This is a genomic window from Xanthomonas sp. 1678 (genome assembly GCF_031455575.1).
In the GTDB taxonomy this organism is placed as follows: domain Bacteria; phylum Pseudomonadota; class Gammaproteobacteria; order Xanthomonadales; family Xanthomonadaceae; genus Xanthomonas_A.
This window is the reverse complement of sequence record NZ_JAVDSZ010000002.1, coordinates 535185-549873: the sequence shown is the minus strand read 5'-3', so window position 1 is coordinate 549873 and position 14689 is coordinate 535185. Positions and strand designations below refer to the sequence as shown.

Genomic DNA, 14689 nt, shown 5'->3' with positions numbered 1-14689 from the left:
CTCGCAGCACAAGACGCTTCCCGGGGCTGGTTTCGCCGCCAGGACGACCCGACATCGCAATTGACGCATGAGCGGCAGCGCAACGCCGCCGCTGTAGATGGTCCCTGTCGACGCTACCGATACACATGTACCCGCCATCGGCGCGAGCGGTCCAAGGACTGACAGCCCGGCTTCCCGATGTCCGCATCCGCCGTGTTCGTCAACAATAGCGCGCCACCGATGCCTCGTGCGCGTCGTCGGCGCCATGCCAGCTTGTGCAGCGACACCTGCTGGACACCGATTTCGAGCATTCCCGGCGCGGCCGTTGTGGGAACGACTTCAGTCGCGACGCGCTACCGGGAATGCCCGTCGCGGCTGAAGCCGCTCCTACAAAACAACTTCTCGCGCATCGCCCTGCCGCCGCCGCGATCGGCGGATATCGCGGACAAAAAAAGACGGGCCTTGCGGCCCGTCTTTTTTATTGCTCAGACGTCGGTGGATCAGAAGCGCTGGGTGTACTTCATGTAGAGCATGCGGCCGATGTCGAAGCTTCCGTTGTAGGAGAAGTTCGAGTTCGGCTGGCTGTACATGATCGGGCCTTCGTGGTTGAACACGTTGTTGGCACCCAGCGACACGGTGGCATCCCACGGCGCGTTGTAGCGGACCTGCACGTCATGGAAGGTGTTGGAACCCACCGTGCGCGACGGCTGCTCCAGCGTGTACGCCGAGGTGAAGCCCGGCTCGTTGCACTCCGAACCGCCTTCCAGATCGTACGCACATGCCTCGCGCAGACCGGAGTAGTAACGCACGCCCCAGTTGACGCCGAAGTTGCCGTAGCTCCAATCCACGTTCAGGTTGGAACGGACGCGGAAGTTGGAACCCCAGTCGCTGCTGCCCCAGCCGTTGCGCTGTTCGACCGGCGTTTCCGACTCGTTGTCGCGCTTGTATTCCTGGTAGTCCACGTAGGTGGTCTTCCAGTCGAACACGAAGTTGCCGAAGCCGGTGTCGGCCAGGCGATAGCGCACGCCCAGATCGTAGCCCGCGGTTTCCTGGTAGCCGCCGTTGATCAGCGTACGGGTCACGTCGGTGACCTGGCCGCTGGTGGCGTCACGCACGAAACGGTCGCAGGCCGCGCCGATGTTCTGCACGTAGCACTGGTTGAGGATGGAGGTGACCGACTCGGCGGCGATGACGTCGTCGATGCGGATCTTCCACCAGTCCAGGCTGATGTCCAGGCCGTTCACGTAGCCCGGGCTGTAGACCAGGCCCAGCGTGTAGGTCTTGGAGGTTTCCGGCAGCAGCTCCGGGCTGGAGCCGGACAGGTACGCGTAGTTCGACTGCGACCCGGGGCCGCTGGCGTCCACGCCACCGGAGGCTTCCTGGCGGAAGTTCGCCGGCACCACGGCGCCGCAGCGCCCGGCCACGCCCGCGTTGCGGGTCGCCGCACCGAACAGGGTGTCGCACGGATCGGTGTAGGAGTCGAAGGTCTCCGAGGTGCCGCCGTACAGATCCGACACGGTCGGCGCACGGAAGCCGGTGGCGTAGGTGCCGCGCACCAGCAGGTCGTCGATCGGCTTCCACTTCAGGCCGAACTTGCTGTTGGTGGTGTCGCCGAAGGTGTCGTAGTCGGAGTAGCGGCCGGCCACGTCGAACGACAGTTCCTTGGCGAACGGCATGTCCGCCAGCACCGGGATGTTGAACTCCAGGTACACCTCGTCCAGCGAGTAGCCGCCCTTGGTCGGCGCGCCGGCCAGGTCGGTGCTCAGGCCGGACTGCAGCAGCGCGTCGGGATCGTAGCGCGCGTCTTCGCTGCGGTGCTCGATACCCGCGGCCATCGCCAGGTCGCCGGCCGGCAGCGCCATGATGGTGCCGCTGAGGTTGGCGCTATAGACCTTGGTGGTGCTCACCGAGGTGTCGTGCGACGGCAGGAACAGGTAGGCCTGCAGGGCCGGATCGGCCAGCGAGCCGGCACCGGTGGCGCCGTTCGGCAACAGCGGGTTCCACGGCATGCAACCGGCGATCACGTTGCCGGCCGAGCCGCACTTGACCACGCCGTCGCTGTCCAGGAACGACGGGCCGACCGCGTTCTGCACATTCGGCACGAACAGGTTGCCGGTGCCGGTCTTGGTGCCCTTGTTGCGGTTGTAGACGTAGCCGACGTCCCAATCCCAGTAGTTGTCGCCCAGCTGGAACGACCCTTCGAGCCCGCCGCTGAAGCGGAAGGTGTTCAGCTCCGAACGGGTCTGGCGCGGCACTTCCCAGGTACGACGCATGAAATCGACGTCCTGGCCCGGCAGCGGATTGAAGTAGCTCTCGCCCGACAGCGGGCTGTCGAAGGCGACCGAACGGTACGGATAGCCGGCGATCTGCTGCAGCGTCTCGCGCTCGGTGTACAGCACGCTGGCGGTACCGCGGACGTTGTCGGTGAAATCGAAGTTGCCGTTGGCGAACACCGAGCGGCGCTCGATCCCGGTCTGCAGGAACATCTGCTGGCTCGGGTTGGACAGGTCGGCGTTGCTGAAGTCGTGGTAGTCGGCGAAGTTGCGCGGGTTGCCGCCCGGGTTCAGCGAATACATGTTGCCGGAACCGTCGATCAGCACGCCCTTCTCGCTGATCGCGCTCCAGCCGTTGGCGTCGGCGTCGGTCGGAACCGGGTGGAAGTAGCCGTTCGGCGAGGCGCTGTAGTCGCGATCCTTGGCGTAGACCGGATCTTCCTTGCTGTACTCGGCGCCGAGGGTCAGCGAACCGCGATCGTTGCTGGCGCCGTAGACGAAGTTGTAGGTTTCCTTATGGCCGTCGCCCTGGCCGTACTGGCCGACGTAGGCGCTGGCTTCCAGACCGTCGAAGTTCTTGCGGGTGATCACGTTGATCACGCCGGCGATGGCGTCGGAGCCGTACAGCGCCGAGGCGCCGTCGGTCAGCACTTCCACGCGCTCGACCATCGAGGTCGGAATCGAAGCCAGATCGGTGTAGCCGCCGGAGCTGACGCCCATGCGCTTGCCGTCCAGCAGCACCAGGGTGCGCTGCGGGCCGAGGTTGCGCAGATCGACGTACTGGCCGCCGACTTCTTCGCCCGAGGACAGCGCATCGGCGCGGCTGATCGCCGGCGAACCGGTCGCCGACAGGTTCTGCACGATGTCGGCGACGCTGGTGTAGCCCTGCTTCTCGATATCGGCACGCTGCAGCGCGATCACCGGCTGCGCGGTCTCGGAACTCGCCTGACGGATGCGCGAACCGGTGACCTCGATGCGGTCGAGGTTGGTCGGGTTGCCATCGGTGGCGGTGGACTCTTGCGCGCCGGCAATGGCCGGCGTCAACGCGATCGCGATGCTGGCGGGCAACAGGCCCAGCCGCACTGCGGAAGTGCGAAGGTTCATCAATCTCTCCAGGGTAACGTTAGGGGCGTGTTAAGCGCCCTCGGCACGTTACGTTCCGGTGAGCATGGCTGCTTTGCCGCGGCCGTTCGCAGACTTTGCCGAATCTGGCGGCACCGCCGTCTCTTGTCGATATTGCGAAGCGGAGACGCCGAAGCGCGCACGGAAGGCGCGAGCGAAACTGCAGCAGTTGTCGAAACCGCTGGCCGCGGCGACCTCGCCGATCATCATCGTGGTGTCGCGCAGCAGATCCGCGGCGCGTTCCAGCCGCAACCGCGCCGACAACGCCTGCGGGCTTTCCTCATACAGGCTCTGGAAGGTCTTGGACAGATACCAGCTGGAGAAGTTGGTCAGCTCGGCCAGTTCGCTGATCCGCACCACGCGGTCGCGGTGCCCTTCCAGGTACAGATGCGCGCGCTGCATGCGCCCGAACACCTGGCGCTTGCGTATCCGCGAACGGCCCGGGCACCGCTGCACGCGGTGCGATAGCTCGTCCTGCATCGAGGCCAGGTGCAGCAGCACCGGGCGCATCGCCAGCACGTCGCCCGGCCGCGCCGCCGCCTGCCGCCACAGCCGCAGCGCGATCCGCGCCTCGCGCGCCGGCAGCAGGCCGCGGCCGGTGTACAGGGTCGCGTCGGCCATGCGTCCCAGCGCCTTCAACGCATCGGCGTCCAGGCTCAGGCCGATGCACAGGCCATCGCGATCGGCCTGCACCAGCGGCCGCGAATCGCGCTCGAACGCCAGCCACTGGCCGCGGCGCAGTTCGAAGCGGCCTTCCTTGGCCTCGATCCAGGCGCTGCCGCGCAGCTGGATCCACACCGTGAACGCGGCGGCCGAGGCCTGCAGGCTGCCCAGCCGCGCCGCGCCCAGGCAGGCCGACCCGCTCGGCGCGTCCTCGTTGTCCAGAATCCGTTGTTGCCCACGATCGGCCATGAACACGTGCCGCATCCGACGCACCCGCTTTGCTTGAACCGGCGCGCAGTCTTGCCGGATGTGGCGGCAGGGTCAGGACGATGTGGCGATGTTTGTCCGAAATCGGCACGAAGCCGTCACGAACAACTTACGATGCTCATTTTCCCTTGTGCGGCAACCACTTGGAGGTCACCACCGAGAACCAGCCGGCGCTCTCGGGCATGCGCATGAAGCCGATGTCGCTGCCGTCCTCCACCGCCAGCGACACGTAGACGTCGCCGCTATGCGGATCGATGCTGAACCCGTTGACCGAACTGAGCCGGTCGCGGTCCAGGCATACGCTGTCGCCGAGCCCGCCACCGATCCGCGCCATCCGGCTGGCGCACTCGCCGGTCGGGAACAGATAGCGCACCTCGCCGGCAGCGCCGATCGCCCAGGTCCGGTAGCGCCACAGCGACGGCACCGCCGTGTCGACCGCCGCCACGCTGGCCGGGTTCAGCGCGGCATCGGCACGCCACAGGCCGCTGCGCGCCATTCGGGTGAACAGCACCTGCCCGCCGTGCGGATCCATGCGCAGCTGCGAGACGTCGTCCAGCGCGGCCAGCCGCCGCCATGGCTGGCTGCGCCGGTCGTACAGCTGCAGGCGGGTGCGTCCGTTCTCGCCGAGCAGCACCAGCAACTGCGCCGGATCGGCGGTGTACAGCGCCTGCAGCGGCTCGCCGGACGGCACCGGCAGGGGCACGACGCTGCCCGACTGCGGCCGCACTTCGTAGATCACCGAGCGTCCCTGCGCATCGCGGCCGCTGACCAGCAGCGACTGGCTGTCGGCCGACCACGCCGGCGGCTGCCGGTTTTCAGGGCGCAGCCCTTCGATCAGGCGCAGCGATTGCGGCCGGGTCACGTCGCCCCACCACAGCGCGTAGCTGCCGGAGCGGTCGGAGGTGAAGACCAGCTGGCGGCCATCGGGCGCGATCACCGGCTGGCCGTCGCGTCCGGTGGAGGCGAACAGCCGCTGGCTGTCGCGCTTGCCGCGGCCATCGCCGGCGGCGATGCGATACAGCGCGAACTGCGGGCGCCGGTGCACGAAGCCGAGGCGCCCGCCGTCGCGCGACAGGGTCGGCGACTGCGCGTCGCCCAGGTCCAGATCGCGCAGGCGCCGCGAGGCGGTGTCCAGCCGGTACAGGCGGGTCTCGCTGTCGACCCGGCGTCCGAACACGATGCCGCGGCCGTCCTGGGTCCAGTCCCAACCGCGGATCTCGGCGAACTCGCGGGTCAGCGGCTCGGCGCGGCCGCCTGAGGCCGGGATCCGCCACAGGCCGCCCATCTGCGGGTTGCGCACGAACGCGATCCACTGCCCGTCGGGGGAATAGCGCGGCATGTAGTCGAACTCGCCGGCGGCGACCGTGTAGGGCAGCGCGCGCCAGCGGCCGCTGGCCAGGTCGAGCACACGGATCCCGCGGCCGGGTTGGCGCCCGGTCATGCTGCCGAACAGCAGCCCGCGCCCGTCCGGGGTCCAGGCGAAGCTGAGCAGCTCGGTGCCGTCGCAGCGCACCGCCGGGCGCGCCGCGCGATGCCCATCGGCGGCCGCCACCATCACCTGGCACTGGCCGTCCGGTCCGAGCCGGGCGAAGGCGATGCGGCCGCCGTCCGGCGACCAGGCCGGCAGGCGGTCGGAATAGCCCACGCCCGGCACCAGCAGCGGACGCGGCGGCGCGCTGCCGGCGGCACGGCCGGTCGCCTGCACCAGCAGTTGCGTGCCGCCGCGCCCCTCGATCCCGGCGGCATACACCACCTGGGTGCCGTCAGGCGACAAGGCCGGCTCCAGTTCGAAGCCCGGCATCGTGGTGATCAGCCGGTACGGCCGCTCCGGGCTGCCGACCACCCGTTCCTGCTCGCCGTCGACCGGATCCGCAACGCCATGCGGCAGCCACCACAGCAGCATCGCCAGCAGCATCACGCCGGCCCCGGCGACGGCGGCCAGCGCCACCTGCACGCGGCGCGGCGGCGGGCGTGGCGCAGGCGGCACCACGGCCGGCGGCGGCAAGGCGGCGGCAGGCGCCTCGGCGGCGGCGCGTCCGCCGTCGGCCAGCGCCGCAGCGGCCAGCGCAGGCGCGTCCGCCTCCACCTCCGGCAACGCCTGCACCGGCGCCACCAGCCGATAGCCGGTCTTGGCCAGGGTCTCGATGTAGGCCGGCGCGTCGTCCTTCGCGCCGGCAGCAAACGCCTTGCGCAACTGGGTGACGGCCTGGGTCACCACATCGTTGGTCGGCAGCGTGTCCGGCCACACCTGGGCCAGCAGCGTCTCGCGCTCCACCACCTGCCCCGGCTGCGCCAGCAGCACGCGCAGCACGCCCATCGCCTTGGGCGTGAGCCGCTGCGGCCGGCGCGCGCGCGGCGCATGCACTTCGCGCAGCGACAGCAGCACCAGGCAGTCGCCGACCTGCATCCGGTCAGGAAGCGGCGGGGTGGCGGGGGATGGCGAGGACATGCGCGACTAAGGCAACGACGATCTGCGATGGGGTGGGAACCACGTCACGGCGCGGAGGCGCCATGTGCCGCCAACGGGCAGATTCGGCAAACCAATGCGACGAATGCAGCCAGGCGTGGCGACGCCGACAAATTCTACCCTAGTCGTTGCCGCCGCCAATCGCGGCGAAGCAACTACAGGCTCTCTCTCCGCCGACGACGCTCACATAAACGCTGCAAGATTACGCGCCCACTTGGCGCGTTTTTTTTAGCTGCGATTCAGGCTTTCGGTTTGTGCGTGATGGTGAGCCCAATCAGCCGCGACACCACCAGCGCGATGTACATCACCCCCGCGAACTGTTCGAGCATGACCAGCGAACGCGCCAACGGCTTCACCGGCACCACATCGCTCAAGCCCACTCCGGACAGCACGCTGAAGCTCAAGTACAGCAGTTCCATCCAGGTTCTGGGCGAGGACGCGTCCACCGCGGCGGTGAAACTGCCGGGCAGCCACTGCTGGCACACCGAGAACGCGAAGGCGAACGCCCATGCCAGCAGCGTGAAGGTCGCGCCGGCCGCATACAGTTCGTCGCGGGTGACCTCGTGGTCCTGCAGCATGTAGGCGATCAGGCTGACCGCGGTATAGAAGTACAACAGGCTTTCCAGCAACTGCGCGAATGCGCCGAGTGTCACGCTGTCGAGCATGGCCGCCGCGATCGACAGCACCACCGACGGCACCGCCAGGCACCAGGCGATCCACAGCACCGACGGGCTGCGGTTGACCACCCACACCGCCAGCGCCAACACCACGATGCCGAACGCGCCGAACAGCGCGCGCCCGGCCGCGGTGTCTTCCATCAGCGGATACAGCAGCAATCCCAGCAATTGCACGCCCAGCAGCAACGCGGACGGGTGGCGGCGCAAGGCGAGCGCGTAGCGGAGCATGCTGAATTCCGGAGGTGACGTGCGCGCATCATAGACAAGCGCACGCCACCACGGCGGCACGCGGCGCTAGCCCTGCCGATAGACCTCGGCGCCGGCGTCCAGGAACTGCGCCGATTTCTCGGCCATGCCGGCCTGCAGCGCGTCGGTTTCGCCGACGCCTTGTTCGGCGGCGTAGTCGCGCACGTCCTGGGTGATCTTCATCGAGCAGAAGTGCGGCCCGCACATCGAGCAGAAATGCGCCAGCTTGTGCGCGTCCTTGGGCAGGGTCTCGTCGTGGAATTCCTTAGCCTTCTCCGGATCCAGGCCCAGGTGGAACTGGTCGTCCCAGCGGAATTCGAAGCGCGCCTTGCTCAACGCGTTGTCGCGCACCTGCGCGCCGGGATGGCCCTTGGCCAGGTCCGCGGCGTGCGCGGCGATCTTGTAGGCCATGATGCCGTCGCGCACGTCCTGCCGGTTGGGCAGGCCCAGGTGTTCCTTCGGCGTCACGTAGCACAGCATCGCGGTGCCGAACCAGCCGATCATCGCCGCGCCGATCGCCGAGGTGATGTGGTCGTAGCCGGGCGCGATGTCGGTGGTCAGCGGCCCCAGCGTGTAGAACGGCGCCTCGCCGCATTCGCGCAGCTGCTTGTCCATGTTCTCCTTGATCAGCTGCATCGGCACGTGGCCGGGGCCTTCGATCATGGTCTGCACGTCGTGCTTCCAGGCCAGCTTGGTCAGCTCGCCGAGCGTCTCCAGCTCGCCGAACTGCGCCGCGTCGTTGGCGTCGGCGATGCAGCCCGGGCGCAGCCCGTCGCCCAGCGAGAAGGCCACGTCGTAGGCCTGCATGATCTCGCAGATGTCCTCGAAGTGGGTGTAGAGGAAGTTCTCCTTGTGATGCGCCAGGCACCACTTGGCCAGGATCGAGCCGCCGCGCGAGACGATGCCGGTGACGCGCTTGGCGGTCAGCGGCACGTAGCGCAGCAGCACGCCGGCGTGGATGGTGAAGTAGTCCACGCCCTGTTCGGCCTGCTCGATCAGCGTGTCGCGGAAGATCTCCCAGGTCAGTTCCTCGGCGCGGCCGTCGACCTTCTCCAGCGCCTGGTAGATCGGCACGGTGCCGATCGGCACCGGCGAGTTGCGCACGATCCATTCGCGGGTTTCGTGGATGTGCTTGCCGGTGGACAGGTCCATCACCGTGTCGCCGCCCCAGCGGATCGACCACACCAGCTTCTCCACTTCCTCGGCGATGCCCGAACTCACCGCGCTGTTGCCGATGTTGGCGTTGATCTTGGTCAGGAAATTGCGGCCGATGATCATCGGCTCGCTTTCCGGATGGTTGATGTTGGCGGGCAGGATGGCGCGGCCGCGGGCGATCTCCTGCCGCACGAACTCCGGCGTGATCGCGTGCTGGATGCTGGCGCCGAAGGCTTCGCCGGGATGCTGCTGGCGCAGCAGCGCGTCGCGCACCGCTTCCAGCCGCTGGTTCTCGCGGATCGCGACGAACTCCATCTCCGGAGTGACGATGCCGCGCCGCGCGTAGTGCATCTGGGTGACGTTGGCGCCGGCCAGCGCGCGCCGCGGCAGGCGCCGGGCCGGGAAGCGCACCGCGTCCAGCCGCGCGTTGTGCTCGCGGCCGCGGCCGAAATCGGAGCTGAGCTGGGCCAGCGCCGCGGTGTCGCCGCGTTCTTCGATCCAGCGCGCGCGCAGCGGCGCCAGGCCGGCGCGCAGGTCGATGCTCGCGTGCGGATCGGTGTACGGGCCGGAGGTGTCGTAGACGGTGACCGGCGGGTTGTCCTCGCCGCCGAACAGGGTCGGGGTGCGGGTCAGCACGATCTCGCGCATCGGCACGCGCAGGTCCGGGCGCGAGCCCTCGACATGGATCTTGCGCGAGCCGGCGATCGGCCGCGTCACCGATTCGGAGAGCCGCTCGGCCTGCTGGATCAGCGTGGAGGGGATTGCGTTCATGGCCTTCGTCCTGTGCGAGCCCTTGGCGGGCGGGACGAAGCGGCGGCGCATGCCCGCCGCGCGCACGGAGCCCGGGCGCATGGCATGGCTGCGAAGCTTCCCTACGGCGGTATGAGCCGCGTCAGGTTCGAAGGGACTGTCTCAACCCGCCGGCCGTGTGGCCGCAGGTACCCCCGCTTCGGCACGGATTAGAGCACGAAACGCGAAGCGTCCCAACTCCTTCCCGCCATGCGCCGAACGCAGGCCGCTTCGCTGACGCCGATCTGGACGCAGCCACAGCTGCCGGCCATGATGCGCCCCCATCCCGACCAGACGCTACCGACCATGCCCTCCACCATCGTACGCCGCCCCTTGAGCGACAGCGAGGCCGCCGAACTCCAGGCACGCACCCCGCCGAGCTGGGAGCAGCTGCGCTTCCGTGCCGGCGAGGAAGGCTTCGATGCCTGCGACGGCCCGTTGCTGCTCGATGGCGCGCTGGAGATCGAGGAGAACGTGCTGGTGGTGCTGGGCGACCTGGAGTGCGACATCCTGTTCGTCAACGACATCGCCAGCCTGATCGTCGCCGGGCGGCTGCGCGCCCGCGCGATCATCGGCAACGGCGGCATCTACGTGCTCGGCGACCTGGACTGCCAGACCCTGGTCGGCCTGTCCTACGGCGATCGCATGTTCGGCTGCGCCGGGCACGCCCGCGTGGGCGCGTTGCTCGAAGACGCGCATACCTTCGCGTTCGTCGGCGGTTTCGAGGCCGACCTGGTCGCGCCGGTGTCCAATGTCCTGAGCCTGCCGGCGGACGCGCGCATCGCGCGCGATTTCAGCGACGGCATGACTCCGCAGCAAGCGCGCGAGGCGTTCGTCGAGGCCGTGCTGGAGGACGACGCGCTCGACATCGACAGCGTCTGCGGCGAACTCTGGGAAGGCCGCTCGCCGCTGCGTTGAGCCTGCGAGTGGCGGCCGGCTGAATCGGCGCACAACCGGGTCCGCTTCTTGTCAGTGCCGCCACGCGCGCAGTGCCTTGCGGCACACCACGGCGAACTGCCGGGCGTAGCCTGGGCCCCACAAGAACGACGACTCTCTCTCCCTGCCACCGGTCATGCCGGTGGCGTTTTTTTGTCCGGCGTCCGCGCGCGGCGCTCACTCCAGCACGTAGGCCACGCGCAAGCCGCCCCAGTGGCGGCCGCGCACGTACACCGGCACCGACAGGTCGAACAGGATCTGCCCGGTGTCGCGCCGGTACACCTGCAGCAGATAGGGCTGGGTGTGGCGGCCGACGCTGCGCCCGACCCGGTCGGTGAACATGCGCTTGGTGCGGTTGCCGACCAGGTCGCGGGCGCGGTCGCCGCTCAGCGGCTGGCTGAAGCGCAGGTTGTGGGTCGGCACATAGCCGTCCGCAGTGGCGCAGATCGCGAACACGATCCACGGATGCGCGGCCAGCAGCGGTTCCTGCAACGGCGGCAGCAGTTCGTCGCACAGCGCGTCGAAGGCGGTGCGGTACTTGGGCGGATCGATGCCCGCGATCGGCGTGTAGTCGGTGGAGAACAACGCCTCCTCGCCGATGCGGCCGCGCGCGATCGCCTCGGCCAGCGCCTGCCCGATCCTGCCGGCGGTGGCCGTCGCCAGTTCGCGGATGCGCGCGTGGCGCGGCTGCTGCATCGGATCGGTGGGCAAGCGGAACAGGCCCACGCAGTCGTGCAGCGTGGCACTGCCCGCGGCCAACGCTGCGCTGCGCTCGACCACCTGCGCCACATGCTCCAGATTGCTGCGGCTGAGCCCGACCACGTGCTCGACCGCGCGGTCGATGCCGCCGATCTCCTCGCCCTGCGCGGCGACGCGGGTGGCCACGGTCTCCATCGCCGCGCTGGCGCGGCCCAGCAGCTGGCCGATGCCGCCGAGCACCTGCTCGGTGCGCTGCGCCGAGGCGGCGCTGTCGTTCAAGGCGCTGCCGGTCTCGCCGATGATGGTGCGCACGTCGCGCGCGGCGGCGGCGGCGCGTTCGGCCAGGCGCCGGATCTCGCTGGCGACCACGGCGAAGCCGCGCCCGGCGGCACCGGCATGCACCGCCTCGATGCTGGCGTTGATGGAGAGGATGTTGGTCTGGAAGGCGACCGCGTCGATCACCTCGATGACCTCGGTGGCGCGCGCCGAACGCCGCTCCACTTCGCGCATGGCCTGGCCCAGCGTGCGCGCCGCCTCCACGCCCTGGCGCGCGCTGTCGTCGGCGCTGGCCGCCACCGCGATCACCGCGCGCAGTTCCTGGTCCATCTCCTGCAGGCCCTGCAGCAGCCGCCGGGTTGTCGCCACCACCGTCTGCAACGCCTCCATCTGGGTCTGCGATTGCTGCGCCAGTTCCTCGTTCTCGGCGACCACGTGCGGCACGTCGGCGGCGATCTGCAGCGACAGCGCCACCGCCTGGCGGATTGCCTCGGCCAGGTTGCCGAACCCGGCCGACAGGCGCCGCCCGGCCATCGCCTCGGTGTCCTGCGCGGACAGCGGCGTGCTCAGGCCCAGGTCCAGGTCGCAGCCGGTCAGACGCTCGCCCACACGCTCCAGCAGCGCCTGCGCTTCGGCGCCGGCCTGCAGCCGCTGCGCCAGCGCCTGCAGCGCAGGACTGGTCGCGCCCTGCGCCTGCCCGGCGCCGAGCAGGGCCACGTCGCGCAGCAGCGCGGCGGTCTCCGGATGCGGCAGCGACAGCAGCCAGCCGTCGCCGTCGCGATCGCGCTGGTAGCGCACCCGCCGCGCCGGATCGTCCGCCGACGCCAGCCAGCTGCCTTCGGCGCCGGCCAGCGATGCCAGTGGCAGGCCCCACACCGCGTCGCAGGGTTCGCCGATCAAGCCGTCCGCGTGCACTCCGAGCAGGTCCAGCGCGGCACGATTGGCGGCGGCGATCCGCCCTTGCGGGTCCAGCCGCAGCAGCGCCACCGGTGCATCCGGCAAGGCCGCGGCGTGTCCGGCATCAGCATCCGGACTGCGTGTGAACAACGACATCGTCTTCCCCTCCAGGAATTCCACGCCATGGTATCGGCCGCCACCGCGCAACCTGAGGGCATGCGCGCAAGCGCGACCGGCGTCATGCTCGTTCAGGTGCCGGCCGCCGCCCCGCCCGCGTAGGTCGGTCGCACTGTGCGCGGCGGCGAAGATCGTCCCGGGACCGCGCACGGCGGAAGGGTTGTGGCGTTCCCCCAGGATGCGTCGTTCGGCGGCGTGCTCTGGCGGAACGTCTGCATGGGCGGCATCGAGCACGCTCACGCCATGCACAGCGGATCGCGCCATAACGGCGCCGTGACGATCCGCCCGGTACCCTTGCCTGCTTCGTTCCTGCGTTGCCCTTCATTGCCGCCGCAACGCTTGCAGACCGGCAACCGCTGCGTGCCGCTCGCGCCTGCGCATCGCTGCGAGGCCGGCGCGCTCCCTCTCTCGATTTTTGATCGGAGACGATCCTTCATGGTGTTCCGTATTTCCATCGCGCTGGTGGCCTTGCTGGTGCTGATCGCCGGCCTCGCGCCCGGCCCGTTCGACGACGTGGTGCAGGCGGCGCTGGCCCAGGTCATCCGCGGTGCCGGCTGGATGTACCTGCTGGTGGTGTTCCTGACCCTGGCCTTCATGCTGTATCTGGCCTTCGGCCGCTTCGGCCATCTGCGCATCGGCGGCGAGGACGCCGAGCCGGACTTCTCGCGCGCCAGCTGGCTGTCCATGCTGTTCGCCGCCGGCATGGGCATCGGCCTGGTGTTCTGGGGCGCGGCCGAGCCGATCTCGCATTTCCTCAAGCCGCCGGAAGGGCTGGCACCGGAGAGCATGGAGGCCGCACGCGCGTCGATGCGCTATGCGTTCTTCCATTGGGGCCTGCATCCGTGGGCGATCTATGCGCTGATCGGCCTGGCCATGGCCTGGTTCCAGTACAACCGCAACGGCCGCGGGCTGGTCAGCGACATGCTGCAGCCGGTCATCGGCCGCCACCACCGCGGCTGGTTCGGCCACGCCGTGAACATCGCCGCGGTGGTGGCCACCGCGATCGGCGTGGCCACCACGCTGGGCTTCGGCACGATCCAGATCGCCGCCGGCCTGCACCGCGTGTTCGGCGTGCAGGCGAGCATCCCCGTGCAGATGGGCATCATCGCCGTGGCGTTCGTGCTTTACATGGCCTCCACCGCCAGCGGCGTGGAGCGCGGCATCAAGTGGCTGTCCAACTTCAACCTGGCGCTGGCCGCGCTGCTGCTGGCCGCGGTGCTGGTGCTGGGCCCGACCGGCTTCATCTTCGACGCCTTCACCACCACGCTGGGCTCCTATCTCAACCAACTGGTGACGATGAGCCTGCGCATGTCGCCGTTTTCCGGCAGCAAGTGGGTGGCGGAGTGGACCATTTTCTACTGGGCATGGTGGATCGCCTGGGCGCCGTTCGTCGGTGCGTTCATCGCCCGCGTCTCGCGCGGACGCAGCATCCGCGAGTTCGTGGTGGGCGTGGTGCTGGCCCCGACCCTGCTCGGCTTCGTGTGGTTCTCGGTGTTCGGCGGCGCTGCGCTGTGGGCGCAGCTGTTCGGCCACGTCGACATGCTGCAGGCGCTGGGCAACGGCTACGAGACGGTGCTGTTCACCCTGTTCGACAGCCTGCCCGGTTCGCTGCTGCTGTCCAGCGTGGCGTTGCTGTTGCTGACGATCTTCTTCGTCAGTTCGGCCGACTCGGCGGTGCTGGTGCTGGCCAGCATGTCCACCGACGAGGCCGGCGACCCGCCGCTGGCGCGCAAGCTGGTGTGGGGCGTGGCGGTGGCGCTGATCGCGGCGGTGCTGTTGCTGGCCGGAGGCCTGGACGCGCTGCAGGGCATGATCACCATCGCCGCGCTGCCGTTCGCGGTGCTGATGGTGCTGGTGATCGTTTCGCTCTACCGCGTGCTGGACGCCGAGCACACTCGCGAACGCCGCCGCGCGCAGCGTACCCGGCACATGATCGAGGCATGGATCGCGCGCGAACGGGCGGCGCAGGAACAGACGCGCGGCGAGGCGGAACGCGCGCAAGCGCAGGAGTGAGCGCGCGGGCTGGCCTGGCCCGTCCAGCGGCCGGCCCGCCCGCGCCAAGCCAG

Annotated in this window: 9 protein-coding genes and 1 riboswitch; of the genes, 3 read left to right on the top strand and 6 right to left on the bottom strand. The window is 69.3% G+C overall.

The features are described 5' to 3' along the window. The first annotated feature begins 177 nt into the window (after nucleotides 1–177). A complete protein-coding gene (locus tag J2Y70_RS05435) occupies nucleotides 178–507 on the top strand; it encodes a hypothetical protein (protein ID WP_309914290.1) in 330 nt (109 codons plus the stop codon). On the opposite strand, the gene J2Y70_RS05430 is transcribed toward J2Y70_RS05435, so the two are convergent. The 5 genes from J2Y70_RS05430 to thiC all read right to left on the bottom strand — a co-directional run bounded on the left by J2Y70_RS05430 (nucleotide 480) and on the right by thiC (nucleotide 9620). After that, nucleotides 480–3356 carry a TonB-dependent receptor gene (locus J2Y70_RS05430; RefSeq protein ID WP_309914286.1) on the bottom strand — a complete coding sequence of 959 codons (2877 nt, stop codon included), beginning with the start codon at nucleotides 3354–3356 and terminating at the stop codon, nucleotides 480–482. The genes J2Y70_RS05435 and J2Y70_RS05430 overlap by 28 nt on opposite strands. A 48-nt stretch (nucleotides 3357–3404) precedes the next feature. Next, nucleotides 3405–4301 (bottom strand): helix-turn-helix transcriptional regulator, encoded by an 897-nt coding sequence (locus J2Y70_RS05425; protein ID WP_263395639.1) that lies wholly within the window; start codon nucleotides 4299–4301, stop codon nucleotides 3405–3407. Between the two features lie 121 nt (nucleotides 4302–4422). Further along, on the bottom strand, nucleotides 4423–6753 hold the full coding sequence (locus tag J2Y70_RS05420) for a winged helix-turn-helix domain-containing protein (protein WP_309914283.1): 2331 nt from the start codon (nucleotides 6751–6753) through the stop codon (nucleotides 4423–4425). A gap of 257 nt (nucleotides 6754–7010) precedes the next feature. Continuing rightward, nucleotides 7011–7676: an ion channel gene (locus J2Y70_RS05415; RefSeq protein WP_309914280.1), complete on the bottom strand. Its 666-nt coding sequence runs from the start codon at nucleotides 7674–7676 to the stop codon at nucleotides 7011–7013. Nucleotides 7677–7742: 66 nt separating this feature from the next. After that, a complete protein-coding gene (gene thiC, locus J2Y70_RS05410) occupies nucleotides 7743–9620 on the bottom strand; it encodes a phosphomethylpyrimidine synthase ThiC (protein WP_309914277.1) in 1878 nt (625 codons plus the stop codon). 80 nt (nucleotides 9621–9700) lie between these two features. Further along, nucleotides 9701–9805, bottom strand: a riboswitch (TPP riboswitch). Nucleotides 9806–9908: 103 nt separating this feature from the next. Between thiC and J2Y70_RS05405 the strand changes: the two genes are divergently transcribed. Continuing rightward, complete coding sequence (locus tag J2Y70_RS05405) at nucleotides 9909–10556, top strand: hypothetical protein (RefSeq protein WP_309914274.1); 648 nt, start codon at nucleotides 9909–9911, stop codon at nucleotides 10554–10556. 195 nt (nucleotides 10557–10751) lie between these two features. On the opposite strand, the gene J2Y70_RS05400 is transcribed toward J2Y70_RS05405, so the two are convergent. Further along, nucleotides 10752–12602 carry a methyl-accepting chemotaxis protein gene (locus J2Y70_RS05400; RefSeq protein ID WP_309914272.1) on the bottom strand — a complete coding sequence of 617 codons (1851 nt, stop codon included), beginning with the start codon at nucleotides 12600–12602 and terminating at the stop codon, nucleotides 10752–10754. A gap of 456 nt (nucleotides 12603–13058) precedes the next feature. Here J2Y70_RS05400 and J2Y70_RS05395 point away from each other — a divergent pair, with 456 nt between their 5' ends. Then, nucleotides 13059–14636, top strand: coding sequence for a BCCT family transporter (locus J2Y70_RS05395; protein ID WP_309914269.1), 1578 nt, complete (start codon nucleotides 13059–13061; stop codon nucleotides 14634–14636). Nucleotides 14637–14689: the final 53 nt, after the last annotated feature.

What these genes read in the sequence shown, in the direction of transcription:
- J2Y70_RS05435 (WP_309914290.1), top strand. Translation starts at nt 178, where the DNA reads ATGTCCGCATCCGCCGTGTTCGTCAACAATAGCGCGCCACCGATGCCT.
- J2Y70_RS05430 (WP_309914286.1), bottom strand. Translation starts at nt 3,356, where the DNA reads ATGAACCTTCGCACTTCCGCAGTGCGGCTGGGCCTGTTGCCCGCCAGC.
- J2Y70_RS05425 (WP_263395639.1), bottom strand. Translation starts at nt 4,301, where the DNA reads ATGCGGCACGTGTTCATGGCCGATCGTGGGCAACAACGGATTCTGGAC.
- J2Y70_RS05420 (WP_309914283.1), bottom strand. Translation starts at nt 6,753, where the DNA reads ATGTCCTCGCCATCCCCCGCCACCCCGCCGCTTCCTGACCGGATGCAG.
- J2Y70_RS05415 (WP_309914280.1), bottom strand. Translation starts at nt 7,676, where the DNA reads ATGCTCCGCTACGCGCTCGCCTTGCGCCGCCACCCGTCCGCGTTGCTG.
- thiC (WP_309914277.1), bottom strand. Translation starts at nt 9,620, where the DNA reads ATGAACGCAATCCCCTCCACGCTGATCCAGCAGGCCGAGCGGCTCTCC.
- J2Y70_RS05405 (WP_309914274.1), top strand. Translation starts at nt 9,909, where the DNA reads ATGATGCGCCCCCATCCCGACCAGACGCTACCGACCATGCCCTCCACC.
- J2Y70_RS05400 (WP_309914272.1), bottom strand. Translation starts at nt 12,602, where the DNA reads ATGTCGTTGTTCACACGCAGTCCGGATGCTGATGCCGGACACGCCGCG.
- J2Y70_RS05395 (WP_309914269.1), top strand. Translation starts at nt 13,059, where the DNA reads ATGGTGTTCCGTATTTCCATCGCGCTGGTGGCCTTGCTGGTGCTGATC.